A 19,452-nucleotide genomic window follows, 5' to 3' on the forward strand; every position below is an offset into this window, starting at 1 on the left:
ACAGGATTTTTTCTGGATTTAAGGAAAAAATAAACGTTTGACTATGGTAATTTTTGAATTTTCAGTTAAAATAAACCTATAACAATGAGAGGATGATTAAATGGACGCAAAACAATATGTTAAAAATATTCAAGAAAAGATTCACCAATTAGACCAAGGTCAAACAGAATATTTACAAGCAGTCGATGAGTTTTTACCAACCGTAGAAGGTTTTTTAGAAAAAAATCCTCAATACATTGAAGCAAATGTTTTAGGTGTCTTGATTGAACCTGAACGTATTTTTCAATTTCGTGTGCCGTGGCAAGATGACCAGGGCAATTGGCATGTGAACAGAGGCTATCGTGTCCAATATAATTCAGCGATTGGACCATACAAAGGTGGTTTGCGGTTTCATCCAAGTGTGAATTTAAGTGTGATGAAGTTTTTGGCCTTTGAACAAATTTTTAAAAATAGTTTAACTGGTTTGCCAATCGGTGGCGGCAAAGGCGGTAGTGATTTTGATCCAAAAGGTAAGTCAGATGCTGAAGTGATGCGCTTTTGTCAAAGTTTCATGACCGAACTTCAAAAACATATTGGTCCAAGTACAGATGTTCCAGCAGGCGATATTGGCGTAGGCGCTCGTGAAATTGGTTATTTGTTTGGCATGTATAAACGCTTGCGCAACTATGATGCAGGAGTGTTGACTGGAAAACCTTTAGGATACTGGGGAAGCCAAGCAAGAACAGAAGCGACGGGTTATGGAACGGTTTATTTTGTTAAACATTTATTAGCAGATAAAAACGATACGTTTGAAGGCAAAAAAGTTGCTGTTTCTGGTAGCGGGAATGTCGCAATTTATGCCATGGAAAAAGCAACTGAGCTAGGCGCCACAGTAATCACATGTTCCGATTCGTCTGGTTTTGTCTATGATCCAGAAGGAATTGATGTGGCGTTAGTAAAAGAACTAAAAGAAAAAAATCGTGAACGCATTTCAAAATATGTTGAAACACGTAAAGGCGCAACTTATTATGATAAAGAATCTGTTTGGGATTTCGAAACAGCGTATGACATTGCGTTACCATGTGCAACACAAAATGAAATCAACGAAAAGCAAGCCGCTATTTTAGTGAAAAATGGAGTGAAAGTCGTGGCAGAAGGCGCAAATATGCCTTGTACACTAGAAGCAGTCGCCGTTTTTGCTAAATCAGCTGTAATTTATTGTCCAGGCAAAGCCGCTAATGCAGGTGGTGTTGCGGTTTCTGCATTAGAGATGAGCCAAAATGCTGAACGTTTAGCTTGGTCCTTTGAAAAAGTTGACGGTATGCTAGATCAAATTATGCAAAACATTTATGAGACTTGTCGTGATACGGCTAACGAATATCAGGCACGAGATAACTTTGTTTTAGGTGCGAATATTGCTGGCTTTGAAAAAGTAGCGGCAGCGATGCTAAGTCAAGGACTCGTTTAATAACAAAAAATGCTAGGATTTCCTAGCATTTTTTCTTGGTTTGTTTGATTAAGAGAATAAATATCTCTAATTAAATAGTTAAAATTAAACAATTGGTCTATCCAAAAGAATTTGCTTGAAAAAATGTCTAAAAACACGTAAAGTATACATGTAGTAAGTTTACTTTCGAGGAGGAAAAGGAATGTCACACATTCAATTAGATTATTCCAAATTAGCACCATTTGTTGCTGACCATGAATTGGAATACATGCAAACACAAGTCACTGCAGTGGACAAAGCATTACGTGAAGGTACAGGAGCTGGTAATGATTTTACTGGCTGGATTGATTTACCAGAAAACTATGACAAAGAAGAATTCGCGCGCATTAAAAAAGCAGCAGCAAAAATTCAATCTGACTCTGAGGTATTAGTAGTCATTGGTATCGGTGGTTCATATTTAGGTGCCCGTGCAGCAATTGAATTTTTGACACATTCATTTAATAATCTATTATCCAAAGAAGAACGGAAAGCGCCACAAATCTTCTTTGCTGGAAATAGCATCAGCTCAACTTATTTAGCTGATTTAATCAATGTGATTGGTGATCGTGATTTTTCTGTGAACGTTATTTCAAAATCTGGAACTACGACAGAACCAGCGATTGCTTTCCGCGTCTTTAAAGAGTTATTAATTAATAAATATGGCAAAGAAGAAGCCAATAAACGTATTTATGCGACAACTGACCGTGCTAAAGGAGCAGTAAAAGTTGAAGCTGATGCGGAAGGTTGGGAAACATTTGTGATTCCTGATGATGTGGGCGGCCGTTTCACTGTTTTAACGCCAGTAGGTCTTTTACCAATCGCTGTTAGCGGTGCGGATATTGATCGTTTAATGGAAGGTGCAAATGATGCACGTAAAGAATACGGCGCAACGAGCGACTTAAAAGAAAACCAAGCCTATCAATATGCTGCGTTACGTAACATTTTATATCGTAAAGGCAAAACAACTGAAATGTTAATTAACTATGAGCCTGGCATGCACTATTTCTCTGAATGGTGGAAACAATTATACGGTGAATCAGAAGGAAAAGATGGCAAAGGTATTTTCCCAGCAGCCGCAGACTTTTCAACTGACTTACATTCTATGGGTCAATATGTTCAAGAGGGTATGCGTAACTTATTTGAAACAGTGGTTAAAATTGAAAATCCACGCCATAGCATTTCAATTCCAGAACAAAATGAAGACTTAGATGGCCTAGGCTATTTACAAGGAAAAGAAATTGACTTCGTCAATACAAAAGCGTTCGAAGGTACGTTGCTTGCTCACACAGATGGTGGTGTGCCAAACATGATCGTTAAAGTGCCAACAATGGATGCTTATTCATTAGGTTATGTTATGTACTTCTTTGAAATTGCGGTGGGCATCTCAGGTTACTTAAATGGGGTTAATCCATTTGATCAACCAGGTGTTGAAGCTTACAAACGCAACATGTTCGCTTTATTAGGTAAACCAGGTTTTGAAGAATTAGCAAAAGATTTAAATGCACGTCTATAATTTGTAAATAACAGAAGAAAAGAGCCAGAAACACTTACGTTTCTGGCTCTTTTCTTCTGTTTAAATTATTTTTCCAATGGTTCGTTCCATTTTTTAGGACTCCAAATGGTTCCTTCCAATGCAACTTGAAGACTTTCATTATCATCTTCTAATTGCTCAATATATTTGATGGTTTCCTCGATAATAAAAGAATTTGTTTCTTCGCTGATTGACTGAAGTTGTTCTGCTAACCATGTATTTCTCATTTTTCTTCACCTCAAAATGTAGTCTATCATAGGTGAGCTTTTTAGTAATGAAACTTGCTTATTGGTTTTCCTTTAAAATAGCATAAATTCGTTCAATATCCGCTTGGGTACCTCTTAATTCATAGTCAGCTAAGAAGGGGAAGTTAAATTGTTCCGCATACTGTTTAGCTGTCAGGCAGTATTGGTGGTTAAAGTTTTTATTGCCGCTGCCCACCACGCCAGAGCAATAACGATAATTATTTTCAAAAGCAAGATATTCTCGCATGACTTCTGTTAAAATTTCGGTATTGCCGTTGTTGATGCCATCGCCACCATCTAAATAGGTAGGCACAAAGGTAAAAAATGGTTCTGTTTCTACTTCTAACGGAGAATTTTCCGAAATTTCTTTGAAAGTAATCGTAGGATTTTTTTCGTTTTGCTGATGTTGCTCTTCAGCATAAGTTGTTAAACGTTGAACAAATGAGCGCGTATTACCAGAGATTGAAATATATCGTATATTCATCAGAGATCCCTCCAAATAAATTTAATTGTTTACGTAAGTATAGCACATCTATGTGAAAAAAATTCAAGATCAATAATTATAAAGCGAAAAAAATAATGCCTTTTTATTACCTATTATAAAAGTGAAAATTTGTTATTTTAATTCATTTGGGTAAGTATTGAATTTTGCGAAAAACTTTGCTAAGATGGTAGAGTATTGAATAAAGAATGGTTGGGCGAAAGCTTCAAGGATTCAGTTCTTCAAGGGGTGAGAAGAACAATTTTTGAGTTTGCGCCTTTTTGCATACCTAAAACAAAAGGGCTGAGCGTATCTCTATTTCGCTAGTCCTTTTTCTTATATGCTAAAGGTGTAAAAACTAAGGAGGTGGAGACAATGGTACAAGAAGTACTAGAGCAAATCAAGGCAGCGGAAGATGCGGTGGAAGAGCATCGGCAACAAGCTAAGATGAATTGTCGTTTATATGAAGAACAGAAGCAAGAACGTTTAGCTGAACTACGTCAAGAGAGTGAAGAAGCTGTTGAAAAAGTGCTGACGGATTCACTAGCAACGCAAGAAAAGATGTTACAACTTGAAAAAGAACAACTTTTAGATGAAACAAAGCGCACTGAACAAGCGCTTCACGAACGTTACGAAGCGAACAAAGAACAAGTCATTGATTCAATTATTGAGAGGGTGAAAGACGTTTATGGCAGTTAGTAAAATGGAAAAAATGACAATAATTGCCGCTGCCGAAAAAGAAGCAGCAATTCTACAAGCCATTCAAGGCTTGCAAATTGTCGAAGTAAAACGGATTTTTCATTCGCCTGAAGAAGAACAAGCCTTAAAGAGTCAATATTCTTTTTTACAAGCAGAACAGTCAACTGAACAGCTACGTAAATATGAAACGATGCTACAACAATTGCAAGAGCTTCTTTTATTTTTGACACGCTCTTCAGGAAAAGGCTTAAAGATAAAAAGAAAAGTCTATACCTTAGAAGAGTTGGAACAAACCTTTGATGAAAAAACATTACAAAGCTATTTGACGGAATTAAAGAATATTCAAGAATCTTTGAAACAAATTCAAACGGATCGTCAAGGGTTAGAAGCCGAAGAAGAATTATTAGGCCGCTGGCAATATCTGGATATTTTACCGCATAAACAACAGTTAAAAAGTAGTTATGTCGTTCATGGTTCGATAAATCTAGCCAATAAAGCCAGTTTCTTGAGCGCTTTGTCTCAATGGCCAACGGTTTATTTTGAAGAAATTTATCAAAGTATGCATCATAGTTACTTTACACTCGTTTACCTGAAGGAACATCAGCAGAGTGTAACCGAGTTATTAAACCAATATAGTTTTGAACCACTCCAATACCGTTATGATGTTCCACCTAAAGAGGCATATCAACAAGTCAAAGAACGATATGAAATTTTACAAAAAGAAGAAAAAGCCTTAAAGCAACAACTGGCTTCTTATCATGATTTTTATGAAACGTTTTGTTTGGCTGAAGAAGTCTTATTGGCGGTTATCCAAAGAGAACAAGCACGTCAACATTTGTTAAATGCTTCATCATTTTTCATCTTGCAAACGTGGATTCCGGTCGAAGAAAAAGCCGAGATTTTGACAGCGATTGAAGAAAAAGTTCCTAAGGACGAAATAGCTCTTACTTTTGAAAATCCTACGAAGGCGGAAATTGAGACGGATATACCAGTTAAACTAGCGAATAATAAATTGGTGCAGCCGTTTGAAATGTTAACAGAGATGTATAGCTTACCAAAATATGAAGAAGTTGATCCGACACCTGCGATGATGCCGTTTTATCTAGTCTTTTTTGGCATGATGGTAGCGGATATTGGCTATGGCTTACTGATGCTACTCTTGTCTATTATTGCTCTGAAAGCATTTGTTTTACCGAGAGGCATGAAACGTTTTGCCGACTTTTTCTTGATTTTATCATTTCCAACAATTATTTGGGGCTTCATTTACGGTTCGTTTTTCGGTGCAGCATTACCGCCAACAATGTTTGGAATCAAATCACCATTTCCGATTTTATCAACGACCGAAGATGTAAATACGATTCTTATTTTATCGGTTATTTTTGGGTTTATCCAATTGGTTGTCGGTTTAATGATTAATGGGATTCAGTTATCAAAACAAAAGCGCTATTTAGATAGTATTAACGAAAGTTACGCTTGGTTAGGGAATTTGTTTGGTTTAGCATTGTTAGTCGTTGGTAAATTAGTGGTTAAAAATGAAGGCTTATTTACAGCAGGTGCGATTTTAGCTAGCCTTTCTGCCATTGCAATTATTGTGATTCCAATGATTCAATCGAAGGCCAAATTAAAAGGCTTAGCCAAAGGACTGTATGGACTATACGGTGTGACAGGTTATGTCGGTGATTTAGTTAGTTATACACGTTTGATGGCGTTAGGAATTGCTGGGGGAAGTATTGCTTCAGCGTTTAATATGCTCGTAGAGTTCATGCCGCCAGTTGCCCGTTTTAGCGTGGGCATCTTGCTGTTAATTGTTTTACATGCGTTAAACATATTCTTATCGTTATTAGGTGCTTATGTTCACGGCGCACGTTTGCAATATGTTGAGTTCTTTGGAAAATTTTACACAGGCGGTGGCCGGGCGTTTAATCCGCTAAAAACAAAAGAAAAGTATGTCAATGTTGAGAAAAAATAGAAAATTATTTATTGGAGGAAAATAGAGATGATGGATTACTTAATTAATAATAATGGTGGAATTGTTTTTGCAGTATTAGGAATGGCGATGGCGACAATTTTTGCTGGGATTGGATCAGCCAAAGGGGTTGGCTTTACTGGGGAAGCAGCAGCAGCTTTAACGACGGAGCAGCCAGAAAAATTTGGTCAAGCGTTAATTTTACAGTTATTACCAGGTACACAAGGACTGTACGGTTTCGTTATTGCTTTCTTAATTTATATTAACTTAGGAAACGATATGAGTATGGTTCAAGGATTGAACTATTTTGTAGCAGCTTTACCAATTGCTTTTGCAGGATTGTTCTCTGGGATTGCCCAAGGTCGTGTAGCCGCTGCGGGGATCCAAATTTTAGCGAAGAAACCAGAACATGCAACAAAAGGAATTATCTATGCTGCCATGGTTGAAACTTATGCCATCTTAGGGTTCGTAATTTCCTTCTTACTTGTATTGAACGTCAAATAATTGAGGAGGTAGATGGATGGATGCCATTGAAAAAATCATCAGTGAAATTAAGCAGCAAGGAAAGCAAGAAGTCGAAGCCTATGTCACCAGTGAACAAACGCGCATCGATCAAGAATTCCAAGCAGCACAACAAGAAATTTTGCTGAAGCAAGAACATGAAATAGAAAAACGACAACAACAATTATTAAAAGAATTTAAACAACGCCAACAACGGCAAACACTAGAAATTCGTCAGGATGCATTAAATAAAAAACAAGCATATCTTAACCAATTATTTGACGAAGTGGTCTTAAAGATGAGTGAATGGTCAGCGGAAGAATTTCAACAATTTATGAAAGCACAATTAGGTTCACTTGAATTAACAGGAAAAGCCACCATTCTTTTAGGCGAGTATTCTCAAACGAAAGTGACGCAAGAATGGCTGACCGCCCTTTCTGATGCTACTGTTCAATGGGAGCTTTCAGAGGAAGTTGTTCCAAAAGAAAGTGGCTTTGTCGTTGCAAAAGACGGTTTGGATTATAATTTTCTCTTTTCAGCATTAGTTGAAGAGATTCAAAAAACAGAAGGCTTTAAAGTAGCAGAAAAACTTTTCAGTTAAGAAGGGAGGACGTAGCATGAGAAAACCAACGTATCATCAAATTAATCCGCTGATTCGTTTAAAAGAAACGGAGCTGCTTTCTGAGCAACAGTTTCAACAACTTTTAGAAGCGGAAACAGTTGAAGACGTTAAAAATATGTTAAAAAGTACGGTTTATCAACCTTATTTAACCGAAACTTTTGAAGAAAAATTTGACTACCATTCTTCTGAAGCGCTGGGAAGTCTTTATCGCTGGTTATATGAAATGGCTCCAGAACCAGCTGTAGTAACGTTGTATACGATGCGTTTTACCTTCCATAACTTGAAAATTTTGACGAAAGCTGAGCGAACAGGTAAAGATTTTGATTATCTTTATTTAGAAGATGGTCGTTATTCTCTAAACACAGTCAAAAGTGCCATTCATACAAAAAACTCTTCCGAACTTGAACCAGCGTTGTTAGAAGTGATTCGTGATGTTTTTGCCTATCTGGAAGAAGGCGGTTTGCCGCAAGCAATTGATATCCTTTATGATCGAGCATTTTTACAGCAACAGCGAAAATTAGCGGATGAATTGGGCTATGAAGAGTTAACGAAGGAAGTCATCGCTTTTATTGATTTAACCAATCTATCAACGATGGCTAGAGGGATTGTTCAACATCAAAACAGTAACTTTTTATCAACCGTGCTTTCTAGCGCTGGCAGTCTCTCAAAGAAAGAGCTGTTGACCTATGCGGAAAAGTCACTTGTAGAATTTACAGCATTTGTCAGAACAACGAATTACGGACAACTATTAGAAAAGATTATCAATAAAGAAACCAATGAATTAAATTTATTGGCTTTTGAAAAACTCAAAGATGATTACCTGACCTCAATGTATGAAAACGGGCGAACGGTTGCTTTTGGGCCGCTCCCATTACTAGCCTTTTTGAATGCGAAAGAGGTTGAATGGAAAAATCTACGTTTAATTTTGGTCGGAAAACATAGTGGGTTTTCAAATGAAAAAATTCGAGAAAGGATGCGAAAAGTCAATGGGGTATAAAATTGGTGTCATTGGAGACAAAAATTCAATCTTACCATTTAAACTGTTTGGCTTTGAGGTCCATCATGCCATTTCAGAAATGCAAGTTAGAGAAGCCATTGAAACTATGGCAAAAAATAAGTTTGGGGTCATTTTCATAACGGAAGAAGCCTCTACTTTAGCAGAAGAAACGATTGAACGATACAAAGAACAAGTGACACCAGCGATTATTTTAATCCCAAGTCATAATGGTACAATCGGAATCGGTTTAAGTGAGATTGAAAAAAATGTTGAAAAAGCAATTGGACAAAATATTTTATAATGCAAAGGAGAATGAGCGTGCAAATTGGAAAAATTGTCAAAGTTTCAGGCCCTTTGATTTTAGCTGAAAACATGTCAGATGCTAGTATCCAAGACATTTGTCATGTAGGAGATTTAGGCGTTATCGGAGAGATTATTGAAATGCGAGGCGACGTCGCTTCGATTCAAGTATATGAAGAAACAACAGGCATTGGACCAGGAGAACCAGTTATTTCAACAGGAGAACCATTATCTGTTGAATTAGCCCCAGGTTTAATTGCCGAAATGTTTGATGGTATTCAACGACCATTGGATACATTTCAAGAAGTAACCCACAGTAACTTTTTAGGCCGTGGCGTTAAAATTGATGCGTTAGATCGTGAGAAAAAATGGACGTTTGAACCGACTGTGGCAGTTGGTGAAGAAGTGTCGGCAGGTGACATCGTCGGTGTGGTTCAAGAAACACCGATTATTCAACATAAAATTATGGTGCCTTTCGGCGTTTCAGGAACGATTGCCGAAATTAAAGCAGGTGACTTTGCCATTGATGAAACAGTTTACTCAGTGGAGACGGCTAAAGGAACAGAAAGTTTTAGCATGATGCAAAAATGGCCCGTTCGGCGGGGACGTCCCATTTTAGAAAAACTAAGTCCCAAAGTACCGATGGTGACCGGACAACGCGTAATTGATACCTTTTTCCCAATTACGAAAGGAGGAGCGGCAGCAGTTCCAGGACCATTTGGCGCTGGAAAAACAGTCGTTCAGCACCAAATTGCCAAGTGGGCCGATGTCGACTTAGTCGTTTACGTTGGTTGTGGGGAACGCGGGAATGAAATGACAGATGTTTTAAATGAATTTCCAGAATTAATTGATCCAACAACTGGTGAGTCTTTGATGAATCGGACGATTTTAATTGCGAATACGTCAAATATGCCGGTAGCGGCACGGGAAGCCTCGATTTATACAGGGATTACCATTGCAGAATATTTCCGTGATATGGGTTACTCAGTCGCAATTATGGCGGATTCTACTTCTCGTTGGGCAGAAGCGTTACGAGAAATGAGTGGTCGGTTAGAAGAAATGCCTGGTGATGAAGGCTATCCAGCCTATTTAGGTAGTCGCTTAGCTGAATATTATGAACGAGCAGGACAAGTCATCGCGTTAGGAAAAGATCATCGTGAAGGAAGCATTACGGCGATTAGTGCGGTTTCGCCATCTGGTGGGGACATATCAGAACCTGTCACACAAAATACGTTACGCGTTGTTAAAGTATTCTGGGGCTTAGATTCTCAATTAGCACAAAAACGTCATTTTCCTTCTATTAACTGGTTGCAAAGTTATTCTCTTTACTCCACAGAAGTAGGGCAATATTTAGACTTGGAATTGCAAGGGAACTGGGCCGCTATGGTAGCTGAAGGGATGCGGATTTTACAAGAAGAATCTCAACTGGAAGAAATTGTTCGCTTGGTTGGGATTGATTCCTTGTCGGATAAAGACCGTTTAACGTTGGAAACAGCCAAATCATTACGGGAAGACTATTTGCAACAAAATGCTTTTGATGACGTGGATACGTTCACTTCTCGAACCAAACAAGCGAAAATGTTGCAATTGATTCTAACTTTTGGTGAAGAAGGTCAAAAAGCCTTAAGTTTAGGCACTTATTTCTCTGAGTTAATGGCGGGAACAGTTGAAATCCGTGATCGCATTGCTCGTAGCAAGTATTTACCAGAAGAAGAATTAGAAAAATTGGATCGTTTACAAGCAGAAATTAAAACAACGATAAAAGAAATCATTGCTGAAGGAGGAATGACGAATGATTAAAGAATATCGCACAATCAATGAAGTCGTTGGTCCTCTGATGATTGTTGAAAAAGTGGCAGGCGTAAAGTACGAAGAATTAATTGAAGTACGCATGCAAAATGGCGAAATTCGTCAAGGGCAAGTTTTAGAAATCAATGGAGATAAAGCGATGGTCCAAATTTTTGAAGGAACGAGTAATATCAATATTCGTGATTCAAAAGTTCGCTTTCTGGGACATCCTTTAGAATTAGGGGTTTCGCCAGATATGATGGGGCGCGTTTTTGACGGCTTAGGTCGCTTAAAAGATAATGGACCAGAATTATTACCTGAGAAAAAATTAGATATTAACGGCGAAGTTATCAATCCAGTTGCTCGTGATTATCCCGATGAGTTCATCCAAACAGGGATTTCAGCGATTGACCATTTAAATACCTTAGTTCGTGGTCAAAAATTACCTGTTTTTTCAGCATCTGGCTTACCTCATAAAGAATTAGCGGCACAAATTGCCAGACAAGCCAACGTGTTAAATAGTGAAGAAGAATTTGCCGTAGTTTTTGCGGCCATTGGGATTACCTTTGAAGAAGCGGAATATTTTATGGAAGATTTCCGTCAAACAGGCGCAATTGATCGTTCAGTCTTGTTTATGAACTTAGCGAATGATCCAGCCATTGAACGGATTGCAACACCTAGAATGGCTTTGACAGCCGCTGAATATTTAGCTTATGAAAAGGGCATGCATGTCTTAGTTATCATGACGGATATGACCAATTATTGCGAAGCGTTGCGAGAAATTTCAGCAGCACGCCGTGAAGTTCCAGGACGTCGTGGTTACCCGGGTTATCTTTACACGAACTTAGCAACGTTGTATGAACGAGCAGGCCGAATTCGTGGCTCAAAAGGTTCCGTAACACAGATTCCTATTTTAACAATGCCAGAGGAGGATAAAACACATCCAATTCCCGATTTAACTGGCTATATTACAGAAGGGCAAATTATCTTGTCCCGGGAACTATATAAGAGCGGTATCCAACCACCAATTGATGTATTGCCATCACTTTCCCGTCTTAAAGACAAAGGAACTGGCGAAGGCAAAACGCGCGGGGATCACGCAGCAACGATGAATCAATTGTTCTCAGCCTATGCACAAGGGAAACAAGCCAAAGAATTAGCTGTCATTTTAGGAGAATCAGCTCTTTCCGATGTCGATAAAATTTACGCAGCTTTTGCCCAACGTTTTGAAGAAGAATATGTCAATCAAGGATTCGATACAAACCGTTCGATTGAAGAAACGTTAGATCTTGGATGGGAACTATTAAGTATGCTACCGAGAACAGAACTAAAACGAATTAAAGAGGATATGCTCGATCAATATTTAACTGAAGGGAAGTAGAAAAATGGCTCGATTAAATGTTAATCCAACCCGTATGGAACTTTCCCGATTAAAAAAACAGTTAACTACGGCCACGAGAGGTCATAAGTTGCTGAAAGACAAACAAGATGAATTGATGCGACGGTTTATTGCGCTAGTCAAAGAAAACAATGAGTTACGTATTCAGGTTGAACAAGAAGTAACGGATGCGTTATCAAATTTTGTATTGGCAAACGCAACGTTGAACGAAGCTTTTATTGAAGAGTTAGTGGCAATTCCAGCCGAAAAAGTTGAATTAGAAATTATTGAACAGAACATCTTAAGTGTGCCAGTTCCTAAAATGATTTTTGATTACGATGAATCGGTTCAAGAAGCACCCTTAGATTATGGCTATGTGAATTCAAACAGCGAGCTTGATCAAGCTTTTGCTAAAATTTCAAGCATTTTACCGAAATTATTAGCACTTGCAAATGTTGAAAAGACGTGCCAATTATTATCAAAAGAAATTGAAAAAACGCGTCGTCGTGTCAACGCCTTAGAGTATATGACGATTCCACAATTAGAAGAAACAATTTACTACATTCAAATGAAATTAGAAGAAAATGAACGTGGCGAAATTACACGTTTAATTAAAATTAAAAGCATGAACAAAGAAAATTAGTGGTTAGAAAGAACGAGTGCGAAGCCAGTTGGTAGCTTTCGGGCTCGTTTTTAATAAAAAAGGGAGTGGAAAAAATGAAAAATGAAGAACGCCGCAAAGCGATTGCACTGAATTGTCAAAAGTATGAAAGTGACTATGCTCGCTTGGTGGAACCAATCAATGAGCTACTGTTAAACTTGGGAGCGGCTATTTCAGAAGAAGCCGCGAAGCAAATCATTCTGAATGTAAAACGATATCATCACGGCGTGAAATATCTTCCTGAGTGTCATTTAGATGAAAGTAACCAATTTATCGAAGATGGGCTTGAAGCTCTTAAAAAGGGAGATTTAGGCAACGGTGCGTTACAACTATTTGGGGCTGGCTTAAACTTTGCTAGTTTTGCAGCAAAAGCACAAGGAACCAAAAAAATTGATGCCCACCAAATGTTGGCAGAACGTTTTACGAAGTTGTTGTCTGTAAAGTAGCCAGCTACTCATTGTGAATTTTAGTATCTGGGACAGTAGTCAAAATGACTTTTGTCCCAGATATTTTTTTTATAAAAATATGAAACCTTTTACAGATACTTAACGTCTAATAGTTAGTTAAATGAAAAGAGGTGTTTTATGGATAAAATTTCAACAAAAAAATTAGTTCAGAAAGCAAAAAAAGGAGATGGACAAGCATTTGTTCACCTTTGTCAAAAATATGAAAAAGTTTTATACAATGCTGCATATAAAATGCTATTAAACGAAGTCGACGTTGCTGATTGTTTACAAGAAACTGAACTATGTGCATGGGAAAAAATAACAACATTAAAAAATGAATATGCGTTTAATTCATGGATTTTTAAAATAATGTTAAACCAAGTTCAAAATATTTTTAGAGAAAAGCAGAAAACAACTCACTGGATGGATACTTATTCTCTTGTTCCTGCTTTTGATGATTTATATGATTTGGATAAAGGATTACATAAATTACCTGATAATTATCGCGTTCCGCTAGTTATGTACTATTATGTTGGCCTTAGTATAAAAGAAATCGCTCAGCAACTTGATGTTTCAACAAATACCATCAAAATTCGCCTTTCTCGTGGTCGAAAAAAATTAAGGACATATTTAAAGGAGACATGGTAAATGGATAGAAAACGAAGTGATATATTAAAATATGAAAAAAAGATGCCTTTAGAAACAATAGAACGTTTAAACACACAAAGAACTAAGATATTAATGGGAGAAATAAAACAATACAGACAGCCAAAGAAAAAAATATCGCGTAAACATTTAATTATAGGGCTAATTAGTATTGCTACCACTTTTACTTTGATAGTAAAAACACCCATTGGACGTGCCATAGAAGAGGTATTGGGGATTAGTCAAGATACCGGTGTTCAAACAGTAGAATCTTCTGGTGTTCCAACAAAACTAGAATTGCGGAGTGTACAAAATGAGCAAGAAATCGTATTAACAAAATTTGTATCGACAAAAAATAAAATGGCGTTTGATTATCAATTTAAGATTAAAGATCAGAAATTAAAAGAGTTATTACAGAAAAAAATCGCTAGAAATAATTATTCTCAAGATATTCAACTAGGGTTATTTAGAGAAGGAAGCAAAGAAGATTTATTTGGGGGTGTAAGTTCAACATCGTTATATAGAATCGAGAAGGATGTTTTTTATGGTTCAGTGATTTCAACTTTCAATAAGCAAAAACTTGTTAGTCAAGATCAATTAACGCTTCATATCTACCGATTAGCTTGGGAAGATCAAGAACAGCATGATAATGAATTAAAAGAAGCAATCAAAGCAAGTAGCCGATCTTTTAGTGTTGAGAATGAATTAGAGTATCAAGGCGATTGGACGTTTAAAATTCCTTACCAACCCATTATGAAAGAAACGATACCTAGCATTAAAAACGTGAAAAAAATTAAAAATATTAAGGCCCAAAGTGATGCGCTTCAAACTACGCTGATTATGGACATTCCAAATCCAGAAAAAAATAAAAAAAGTCGTGAGATTCTAATTTCAGTTTATAAAAACGGTCTTGAGATACCTATTGCACGTCAAATTGGTAGTGGCTTTAATAAAGGGGAAGATGCTACAATTAACATTTCTTTTGACTTAAGTAGTTTGGATCATAAGTCATTATATAAAGTAATCGTTAGAAATTCTTATGAAGATGATGCAGCAGGAAAAGAATTAGGTTCGTTGGAGTTAAAAAATACTCAGAAATAATTGCTAAAAAGGTTATGGGAAATACAAATATTTTAATTAATATAACTACTAATAAAAGCATCTTTTTTATTGAGCGTTGTCATTAAAAAAAGATGCTTTTATTTTCATTATCAATGGTTATCATTAGGATATTCAGACACCTGTAATTGCCATAGCTTATCTGTCACTGAAGCAATAAACGCAGCACTCTTAGCATTATCAGGTCCTTTAGTAAAAATTGCTAAAGCAAAGGGATGAGGTGTTTCTAAAATCCCCATATCATGAATAAATTCATCATAGGAACCAATTTTATGAGCAACTTTTCCTTGAGTTGTGGGAGTTTCCATTCTTTCATGGAAAACACTTTGTTTCATAGAATCATAAATCGTTTGGTAATCTGGTTTTGTTGCTTTTTCAGTATATAATTTTTGTAGAATAACAAGCGCATCTTCAGAAGAAAATTGTGGCTCTTCAATCGAAGGTGTCTTGTGCAAATAACGCTGATACATTTCTCGTTTTGCTTTTGCATCACCACCCAATGTGTCATAGAGCATATTTTTAGCGATATTATCAGAATAGGTGATGGCATATTCTTGTAACGTTTTTAATGGATATTCTGGTTGGATATTATAGGCAATGATCCCAGTTCCTTCTTCATAATCTTCTTCGGCGTTATAGGGAATCAGGTCTGTCCATTTTTTTTGACCAGAAGCAACCGTGTCGGCGACTAGCATCGTCAGTGGCACTTTAATAGTACTAGCTGTATAAAATTCATGTTGGCCATTCACAGAACGTTGTTCGCCAGTTTCCAAATCTAAATAACTAATCCCGACCGTTCCTTCAAATTCTTTGACAGAAGCGACGAGCAGGTCATTTATTTTATCAAAAAATACTGTATTTGCTGAATTATTTTCTTCCTTGTCTTTCGTATGCTTCTCATGTTTGGCGGAATCAATTGTAACTTTTTGTTCAGATTCTTTGGCATAATCTTCGCCACGACTTGAGAAGAAGAAGCCTACAATTAGGAAAAAGCAAAGAAAGAAAATGATGCCGTATAGTGAGAGCTGCTGTTTCTTCAATGTAAAACCCTTTCCGTTTCTCTAATAGATATTTTTCTCAACTCCTCCATTTAATCATTTTTCGGATAAGAGCGCAAGCGTCTTTTTAACGGCACTACTGGTTTTGTTTCATTTGTTTTTGGAGTGCTTGCGATTGCTTTAATAGCTCTTTGCCGATAGTGGTATCTTTCACCAATAACCGCTGTAAGGGGCGATCGATGACTTGTTTGATGGAATGAATGTCTTGATTATTTAAAATGGCTGTTTCTTTACTAGAAAAAGATTTATGCGCGGTCAGTTGTAAACCAAACGAGTTGTACAACAATGTATAACCAGCAATCCCAGTAATTGTCTGATAAGATTTTGAAAAGCCGCCGTCAATTACGAGAAGCGTGCCATTTGCTTTGATTGGCGATTCGCCTTTTGTTCGTTTAACTGGTGTATGGCCATTAATGATATGTCGATTTTCACCAGTCACTTCAAATTCATCTAGGATTCTTTCACAAACTTCAACCGTATCACGCAAAGAGTAATAAGGATTCTTTTCTTCGTAATGTGTTTCTTTTTCAGCGAGAAAATAACGCTCGAAGGTTTTCATAGCTCGTTTACCAAATAATGAGGAACCTTCGCCACACCAAAGATACCATAAACAATCTGTTGCATAGTCATCTGTGCTAGCAGGCTGAGCATAAGCTTCTTCTAACATTTCCTGAAAGAAGTCAACTAAAGCTTTTCCTGAATAGGAGTGGCCTTTAAATGTATAAGCTTGAAAAGTACCGTCCGCATTCAGAGGCAGACAGCCGTGGATCAATAAATTTTGATTATACACAAGGTAAAGAGAGGCTTTTTCCATTAGAAAGCGCATGTGTTTTGTTAACCGCGGTGAAGACTGAAATTGCGTTAATAAATCATCAATTATCTGTTTTTCCTCACGTGTTAATTGGTAAGGCTGCTCTTCAGAAACGGTTTGGAAACAGCTGTTAATTAATGTATAACGACATTCGTCAAAAGTAATAGTTTCCCCTTGAATCTTATCTAGGCGTAGCCGATGTGCCAAGTTAAAATCAGGGCGTCGACCAATAATTTGGCCTTCTAGTTTTTCTTGAATAATGGCAATGGCTTGTTGCACACGCATCGCTACTTGTTTTTCATCTTCAGTTAACGCACGATAGGGATTTTTCTTGGGTGCAAAAGCAGGATTTTCTTTATACGTTTCTAAACTAAATTTTTTTAAGGCGGTTAAATCGATAGCATAACGTTCTTCTAACAAATCTAAATTTCCATAGCGAGCACAAATACGTACTACATTGGCTAAACAAGCCAGTGAACCACTATAAGCAGCCAGCCAAATCATATCATGATTGCCTAGTTGAATATCCAAGGAGTGATAGGACATTAATCGGTCCATAATTTTATCTGGTGCTGGCCCCCGGTCATAGATATCCCCAATAACATGTAGGTGATCGATAATCAGACGTTGGATTAGATAAGCTAATTCTGTCACGAAACGTTTGGCTTCACCTAGTAAAATAATTTTTTCAATAATTTGTTGATAGTAACCGTTTTTGGTTGTTGTCTCATCATATTGATAAATCAATTCTTCGAGAATATACCCATAGGTTTCAGGAAGGGCTTTGCGAACTTTAGAACGTGTGTACTTCATCGAAGAAGAACGGACGATTTCAACCAGACGGCGAATCGTTAATAGCCACCATTCATAAGAGAGGGCGCTTTCATTTTCTAAAAGTGTTAATTTTTCTTCTGGATAGTAGATAATAAAACAAAGCTCGTCCATCTGATGGGCATTTAATTCTTGTTTAAATAAAAATTGAACTTTTTCTCGGATTCGCCCAGAACCATTTCTTAAAATATGGTCAAAAGCTTCAAATTCACCATGTAAATCACTGACAAAATGTTCTGTTCCTTTCGGTAAATTCAAAATTGCTTCCAAATTAATAATTTCTTCAATTTGTTGATCGCGGTTCAGTGTAGCCAAGTCATCTGCCTTCTTTCTTTTTCGTATATACCAATTTTTATTTAAAAGATTAAAGTCTTGATAATAAAGGTTTTTTATTCGTATGCCAATTATTGTAGGCTATTTGGCGAAAAAAAGCAACAGGAGAAAGTCAGAGAAAAATGTGGAAAATTATAGGAAGCTACTGGGTTTTATGCTATGATTTTTAATAAAACGAAATGAAGGGGCGGGAAAACATGTTATTTGGTACAGCAAAAATGAATCGGGAAAATCATTTAGAAATCGGTGGTTATGACACCGTAAAGTTGGCGCAAAAATTCGGGACGCCGTTATTTGTCTATGATGTCGCTCATATTCGCGCGCAAGCACGTGGTTTTAAACAAACGTTAAATCAATTAGGTATCAAAAATAAAGTGGTTTATGCAAGTAAAGCATTTAGTTGTTTAGCTATTTATCAAGTGTTAAAGGAAGAAGATATTGCTTGTGATGTTGTCTCTGGTGGAGAACTATTCACAGCTTTAAAAGGGGGCATGGAGCCAGCGGAAATTGAGTTCCATGGAAATAATAAAACCCCTGAAGAATTACGTTATGCTTTGGATAACAAAATAGGTACAATTGTCATTGATAATTTTTACGAAATTGACTTGTTGGAAGAATTATTAGCTACACGAAACCAAACACAAAAAGTTCTTTTTCGGGTGAGTCCTGGCGTGGATGCAGAAACACATGATTACATTTTGACAGGCCAAGAAGATTCAAAATTTGGTTTTGATGTTGCAAGTGGCCAGGCAACAGAAGCACTCGTTCGTCTTTTATCAAACCCCTCTTTTGATGTACAAGGGGTCCATTGCCATATTGGCTCGCAAATTTTTGCTGTGGAAGGCTTTTTAGCTGCTGTTGAAAAAATGTTCACTATTTTAGAAGACTGGCGGCAAGTCCATCAATTTACAGCACGTGTTTTAAATATGGGTGGTGGTTTTGGTGTGCAGTACACGCAGCAAGATGAGCCATTAGCACCAGCAACATTTGTTGAAAAAATTGTTTATTCCTTGAAAGGTCATTGTGAACAATTAGGGTATCCACTGCCTGAGCTTTGGATTGAACCAGGCCGCAGTTTAATTGCCGAAGCGGGCACAACGATATATACAGTTGGCGCGCAAAAAGAGGTTCCTGGTGTTCGTCATTTTGTTTCCGTAGATGGTGGCATGGGTGATAATATACGGCCTGCTTTGTATCAAGCGGTTTATGATGGATTTCTAGCGAATCGTGAGGGGCATGATTCAGTCAAGAAAGTCACAGTGGTTGGTAAATATTGCGAATCAGGAGATGTCTTACTTCGAGATATTTTATTGCCAGAAGTTAAAGCAGGGGATTTATTGGCCATTAGCAGTACGGGGGCTTACGGTTATTCAATGGCAAGTAATTACAACCGAAATCCTCGACCAGCGGTGGTTTTTGTCGAAGATGGACAAGCAAAATTAGTTGCTCGCCGTGAGACATATGAAGATATGACAACGTTGGATTGTTGATAGATTAAAAGTAGCCGCCTCTTTTTGAGACGGCTGTTTTTTTTCAAAAAATAACAAAATGTAAGGGTGATTTCTTTCAGAAATG

Annotated in this window: 19 protein-coding genes and 1 other annotated feature; of the genes, 15 read left to right on the forward strand and 4 right to left on the reverse strand. The window is 37.3% G+C overall.

Going from position 1 to position 19,452, the window contains the following annotated elements; translation table 11 throughout:
* Positions 1-100 precede the first annotated feature (100 nt).
* Both gdhA and IGJ63_RS05835 read left to right on the forward strand, forming a co-directional pair.
* The gene (gene gdhA, locus IGJ63_RS05830) at positions 101-1,447 is read left to right on the forward strand and encodes an NADP-specific glutamate dehydrogenase (RefSeq protein ID WP_002360402.1); all 1,347 of its coding nucleotides are present in this window, start codon (positions 101-103) and stop codon (positions 1,445-1,447) included.
* Between the two features lie 181 nt (positions 1,448-1,628).
* Positions 1,629-2,978: a glucose-6-phosphate isomerase gene (locus IGJ63_RS05835; RefSeq protein ID WP_002357685.1), complete on the forward strand. Its 1,350-nt coding sequence runs from the start codon at positions 1,629-1,631 to the stop codon at positions 2,976-2,978.
* 65 nt (positions 2,979-3,043) lie between these two features.
* On the opposite strand, the gene IGJ63_RS05840 is transcribed toward IGJ63_RS05835, so the two are convergent.
* Positions 3,044-3,223, reverse strand: coding sequence for a hypothetical protein (locus IGJ63_RS05840; protein ID WP_002410696.1), 180 nt, complete (start codon positions 3,221-3,223; stop codon positions 3,044-3,046).
* A gap of 58 nt (positions 3,224-3,281) precedes the next feature.
* On the reverse strand, positions 3,282-3,725 hold the full coding sequence (nrdI, locus tag IGJ63_RS05845; protein ID WP_002389303.1) for a class Ib ribonucleoside-diphosphate reductase assembly flavoprotein NrdI: 444 nt from the start codon (positions 3,723-3,725) through the stop codon (positions 3,282-3,284).
* 208 nt (positions 3,726-3,933) lie between these two features.
* Positions 3,934-3,981, forward strand: a sequence feature (sodium ion sensor (DUF1646 type); this cis-regulatory element may regulate processes involved in with the transportation of sodium ions).
* Between the two features lie 116 nt (positions 3,982-4,097).
* Between nrdI and IGJ63_RS05850 the strand changes: the two genes are divergently transcribed.
* From IGJ63_RS05850 to IGJ63_RS05905, 12 genes are all read left to right on the forward strand, one after another.
* Positions 4,098-4,421: a V-type ATPase subunit F gene (locus tag IGJ63_RS05850; protein WP_002381927.1), complete on the forward strand. Its 324-nt coding sequence runs from the start codon at positions 4,098-4,100 to the stop codon at positions 4,419-4,421.
* Positions 4,411-6,390 (forward strand): V-type ATP synthase subunit I, encoded by a 1,980-nt coding sequence (locus IGJ63_RS05855; RefSeq protein WP_438746081.1) that lies wholly within the window; start codon positions 4,411-4,413, stop codon positions 6,388-6,390. Before IGJ63_RS05850 ends, IGJ63_RS05855 begins: the two co-directional genes overlap by 11 nt.
* Before the next feature lie 27 nt (positions 6,391-6,417).
* Complete coding sequence (locus IGJ63_RS05860) at positions 6,418-6,891, forward strand: V-type ATP synthase subunit K (protein ID WP_002363905.1); 474 nt, start codon at positions 6,418-6,420, stop codon at positions 6,889-6,891.
* Positions 6,892-6,907: 16 nt separating this feature from the next.
* On the forward strand, positions 6,908-7,489 hold the full coding sequence (locus tag IGJ63_RS05865) for a V-type ATP synthase subunit E (RefSeq protein ID WP_438746083.1): 582 nt from the start codon (positions 6,908-6,910) through the stop codon (positions 7,487-7,489).
* 16 nt (positions 7,490-7,505) lie between these two features.
* On the forward strand, positions 7,506-8,507 hold the full coding sequence (locus tag IGJ63_RS05870) for a V-type ATPase subunit (protein ID WP_002363908.1): 1,002 nt from the start codon (positions 7,506-7,508) through the stop codon (positions 8,505-8,507).
* Positions 8,497-8,808 carry a V-type ATP synthase subunit F gene (locus tag IGJ63_RS05875; RefSeq protein WP_002357676.1) on the forward strand — a complete coding sequence of 104 codons (312 nt, stop codon included), beginning with the start codon at positions 8,497-8,499 and terminating at the stop codon, positions 8,806-8,808. The genes IGJ63_RS05870 and IGJ63_RS05875 overlap by 11 nt, the downstream gene beginning before the upstream one ends.
* A 17-nt stretch (positions 8,809-8,825) precedes the next feature.
* Complete coding sequence (locus IGJ63_RS05880) at positions 8,826-10,607, forward strand: V-type ATP synthase subunit A (protein ID WP_002371187.1); 1,782 nt, start codon at positions 8,826-8,828, stop codon at positions 10,605-10,607.
* Positions 10,600-11,976: a V-type ATP synthase subunit B gene (locus IGJ63_RS05885; protein WP_002357674.1), complete on the forward strand. Its 1,377-nt coding sequence runs from the start codon at positions 10,600-10,602 to the stop codon at positions 11,974-11,976. Before IGJ63_RS05880 ends, IGJ63_RS05885 begins: the two co-directional genes overlap by 8 nt.
* Before the next feature lie 4 nt (positions 11,977-11,980).
* The gene (locus IGJ63_RS05890) at positions 11,981-12,616 is read left to right on the forward strand and encodes a V-type ATP synthase subunit D (RefSeq protein WP_002357673.1); all 636 of its coding nucleotides are present in this window, start codon (positions 11,981-11,983) and stop codon (positions 12,614-12,616) included.
* 74 nt (positions 12,617-12,690) lie between these two features.
* Positions 12,691-13,080 carry a hypothetical protein gene (locus IGJ63_RS05895; protein WP_002357671.1) on the forward strand — a complete coding sequence of 130 codons (390 nt, stop codon included), beginning with the start codon at positions 12,691-12,693 and terminating at the stop codon, positions 13,078-13,080.
* A gap of 138 nt (positions 13,081-13,218) precedes the next feature.
* The gene (locus IGJ63_RS05900) at positions 13,219-13,728 is read left to right on the forward strand and encodes an RNA polymerase sigma factor (protein ID WP_023895098.1); all 510 of its coding nucleotides are present in this window, start codon (positions 13,219-13,221) and stop codon (positions 13,726-13,728) included.
* Positions 13,729-14,826 (forward strand): hypothetical protein, encoded by a 1,098-nt coding sequence (locus IGJ63_RS05905; RefSeq protein WP_023895097.1) that lies wholly within the window; start codon positions 13,729-13,731, stop codon positions 14,824-14,826.
* A 110-nt stretch (positions 14,827-14,936) separates the two neighbouring features.
* Here the strand turns inward: IGJ63_RS05905 and IGJ63_RS05910 are convergent, their stop codons facing one another.
* Together IGJ63_RS05910 and IGJ63_RS05915 are read right to left on the reverse strand one after the other, a co-directional pair.
* Positions 14,937-15,884: a serine hydrolase gene (locus tag IGJ63_RS05910; RefSeq protein ID WP_016615874.1), complete on the reverse strand. Its 948-nt coding sequence runs from the start codon at positions 15,882-15,884 to the stop codon at positions 14,937-14,939.
* Positions 15,885-15,978: 94 nt separating this feature from the next.
* Entirely contained in the window at positions 15,979-17,859 is a 1,881-nt protein-coding gene (locus IGJ63_RS05915) for a fructose-bisphosphatase class III (protein ID WP_002365630.1), read from the reverse strand.
* Between the two features lie 197 nt (positions 17,860-18,056).
* Here IGJ63_RS05915 and lysA point away from each other — a divergent pair, with 197 nt between their 5' ends.
* Complete coding sequence (lysA, locus tag IGJ63_RS05920; protein ID WP_033917967.1) at positions 18,057-19,367, forward strand: diaminopimelate decarboxylase; 1,311 nt, start codon at positions 18,057-18,059, stop codon at positions 19,365-19,367.
* The last annotated feature ends 85 nt before the right edge of the window (positions 19,368-19,452 follow it).

The sequence above is a fragment of the Enterococcus sp. DIV1375a genome (assembly GCF_051712205.1).
Taxonomy (GTDB): Bacteria; Bacillota; Bacilli; order Lactobacillales; family Enterococcaceae; genus Enterococcus; species Enterococcus faecalis.

Excerpts from the sequence above, each read along its gene's own strand:
- gdhA (WP_002360402.1), top strand. The coding sequence starts at position 101 with ATGGACGCAAAACAATATGTTAAAAATATTCAAGAAAAGATTCACCAA.
- IGJ63_RS05835 (WP_002357685.1), top strand. The coding sequence starts at position 1,629 with ATGTCACACATTCAATTAGATTATTCCAAATTAGCACCATTTGTTGCT.
- IGJ63_RS05840 (WP_002410696.1), bottom strand. The coding sequence starts at position 3,223 with ATGAGAAATACATGGTTAGCAGAACAACTTCAGTCAATCAGCGAAGAA.
- nrdI (WP_002389303.1), bottom strand. The coding sequence starts at position 3,725 with ATGAATATACGATATATTTCAATCTCTGGTAATACGCGCTCATTTGTT.
- IGJ63_RS05850 (WP_002381927.1), top strand. The coding sequence starts at position 4,098 with ATGGTACAAGAAGTACTAGAGCAAATCAAGGCAGCGGAAGATGCGGTG.
- IGJ63_RS05855 (WP_438746081.1), top strand. The coding sequence starts at position 4,411 with ATGGCAGTTAGTAAAATGGAAAAAATGACAATAATTGCCGCTGCCGAA.
- IGJ63_RS05860 (WP_002363905.1), top strand. The coding sequence starts at position 6,418 with ATGATGGATTACTTAATTAATAATAATGGTGGAATTGTTTTTGCAGTA.
- IGJ63_RS05865 (WP_438746083.1), top strand. The coding sequence starts at position 6,908 with ATGGATGCCATTGAAAAAATCATCAGTGAAATTAAGCAGCAAGGAAAG.
- IGJ63_RS05870 (WP_002363908.1), top strand. The coding sequence starts at position 7,506 with ATGAGAAAACCAACGTATCATCAAATTAATCCGCTGATTCGTTTAAAA.
- IGJ63_RS05875 (WP_002357676.1), top strand. The coding sequence starts at position 8,497 with ATGGGGTATAAAATTGGTGTCATTGGAGACAAAAATTCAATCTTACCA.
- IGJ63_RS05885 (WP_002357674.1), top strand. The coding sequence starts at position 10,600 with ATGATTAAAGAATATCGCACAATCAATGAAGTCGTTGGTCCTCTGATG.
- IGJ63_RS05890 (WP_002357673.1), top strand. The coding sequence starts at position 11,981 with ATGGCTCGATTAAATGTTAATCCAACCCGTATGGAACTTTCCCGATTA.
- IGJ63_RS05895 (WP_002357671.1), top strand. The coding sequence starts at position 12,691 with ATGAAAAATGAAGAACGCCGCAAAGCGATTGCACTGAATTGTCAAAAG.
- IGJ63_RS05900 (WP_023895098.1), top strand. The coding sequence starts at position 13,219 with ATGGATAAAATTTCAACAAAAAAATTAGTTCAGAAAGCAAAAAAAGGA.
- IGJ63_RS05905 (WP_023895097.1), top strand. The coding sequence starts at position 13,729 with ATGGATAGAAAACGAAGTGATATATTAAAATATGAAAAAAAGATGCCT.
- lysA (WP_033917967.1), top strand. The coding sequence starts at position 18,057 with ATGAAGGGGCGGGAAAACATGTTATTTGGTACAGCAAAAATGAATCGG.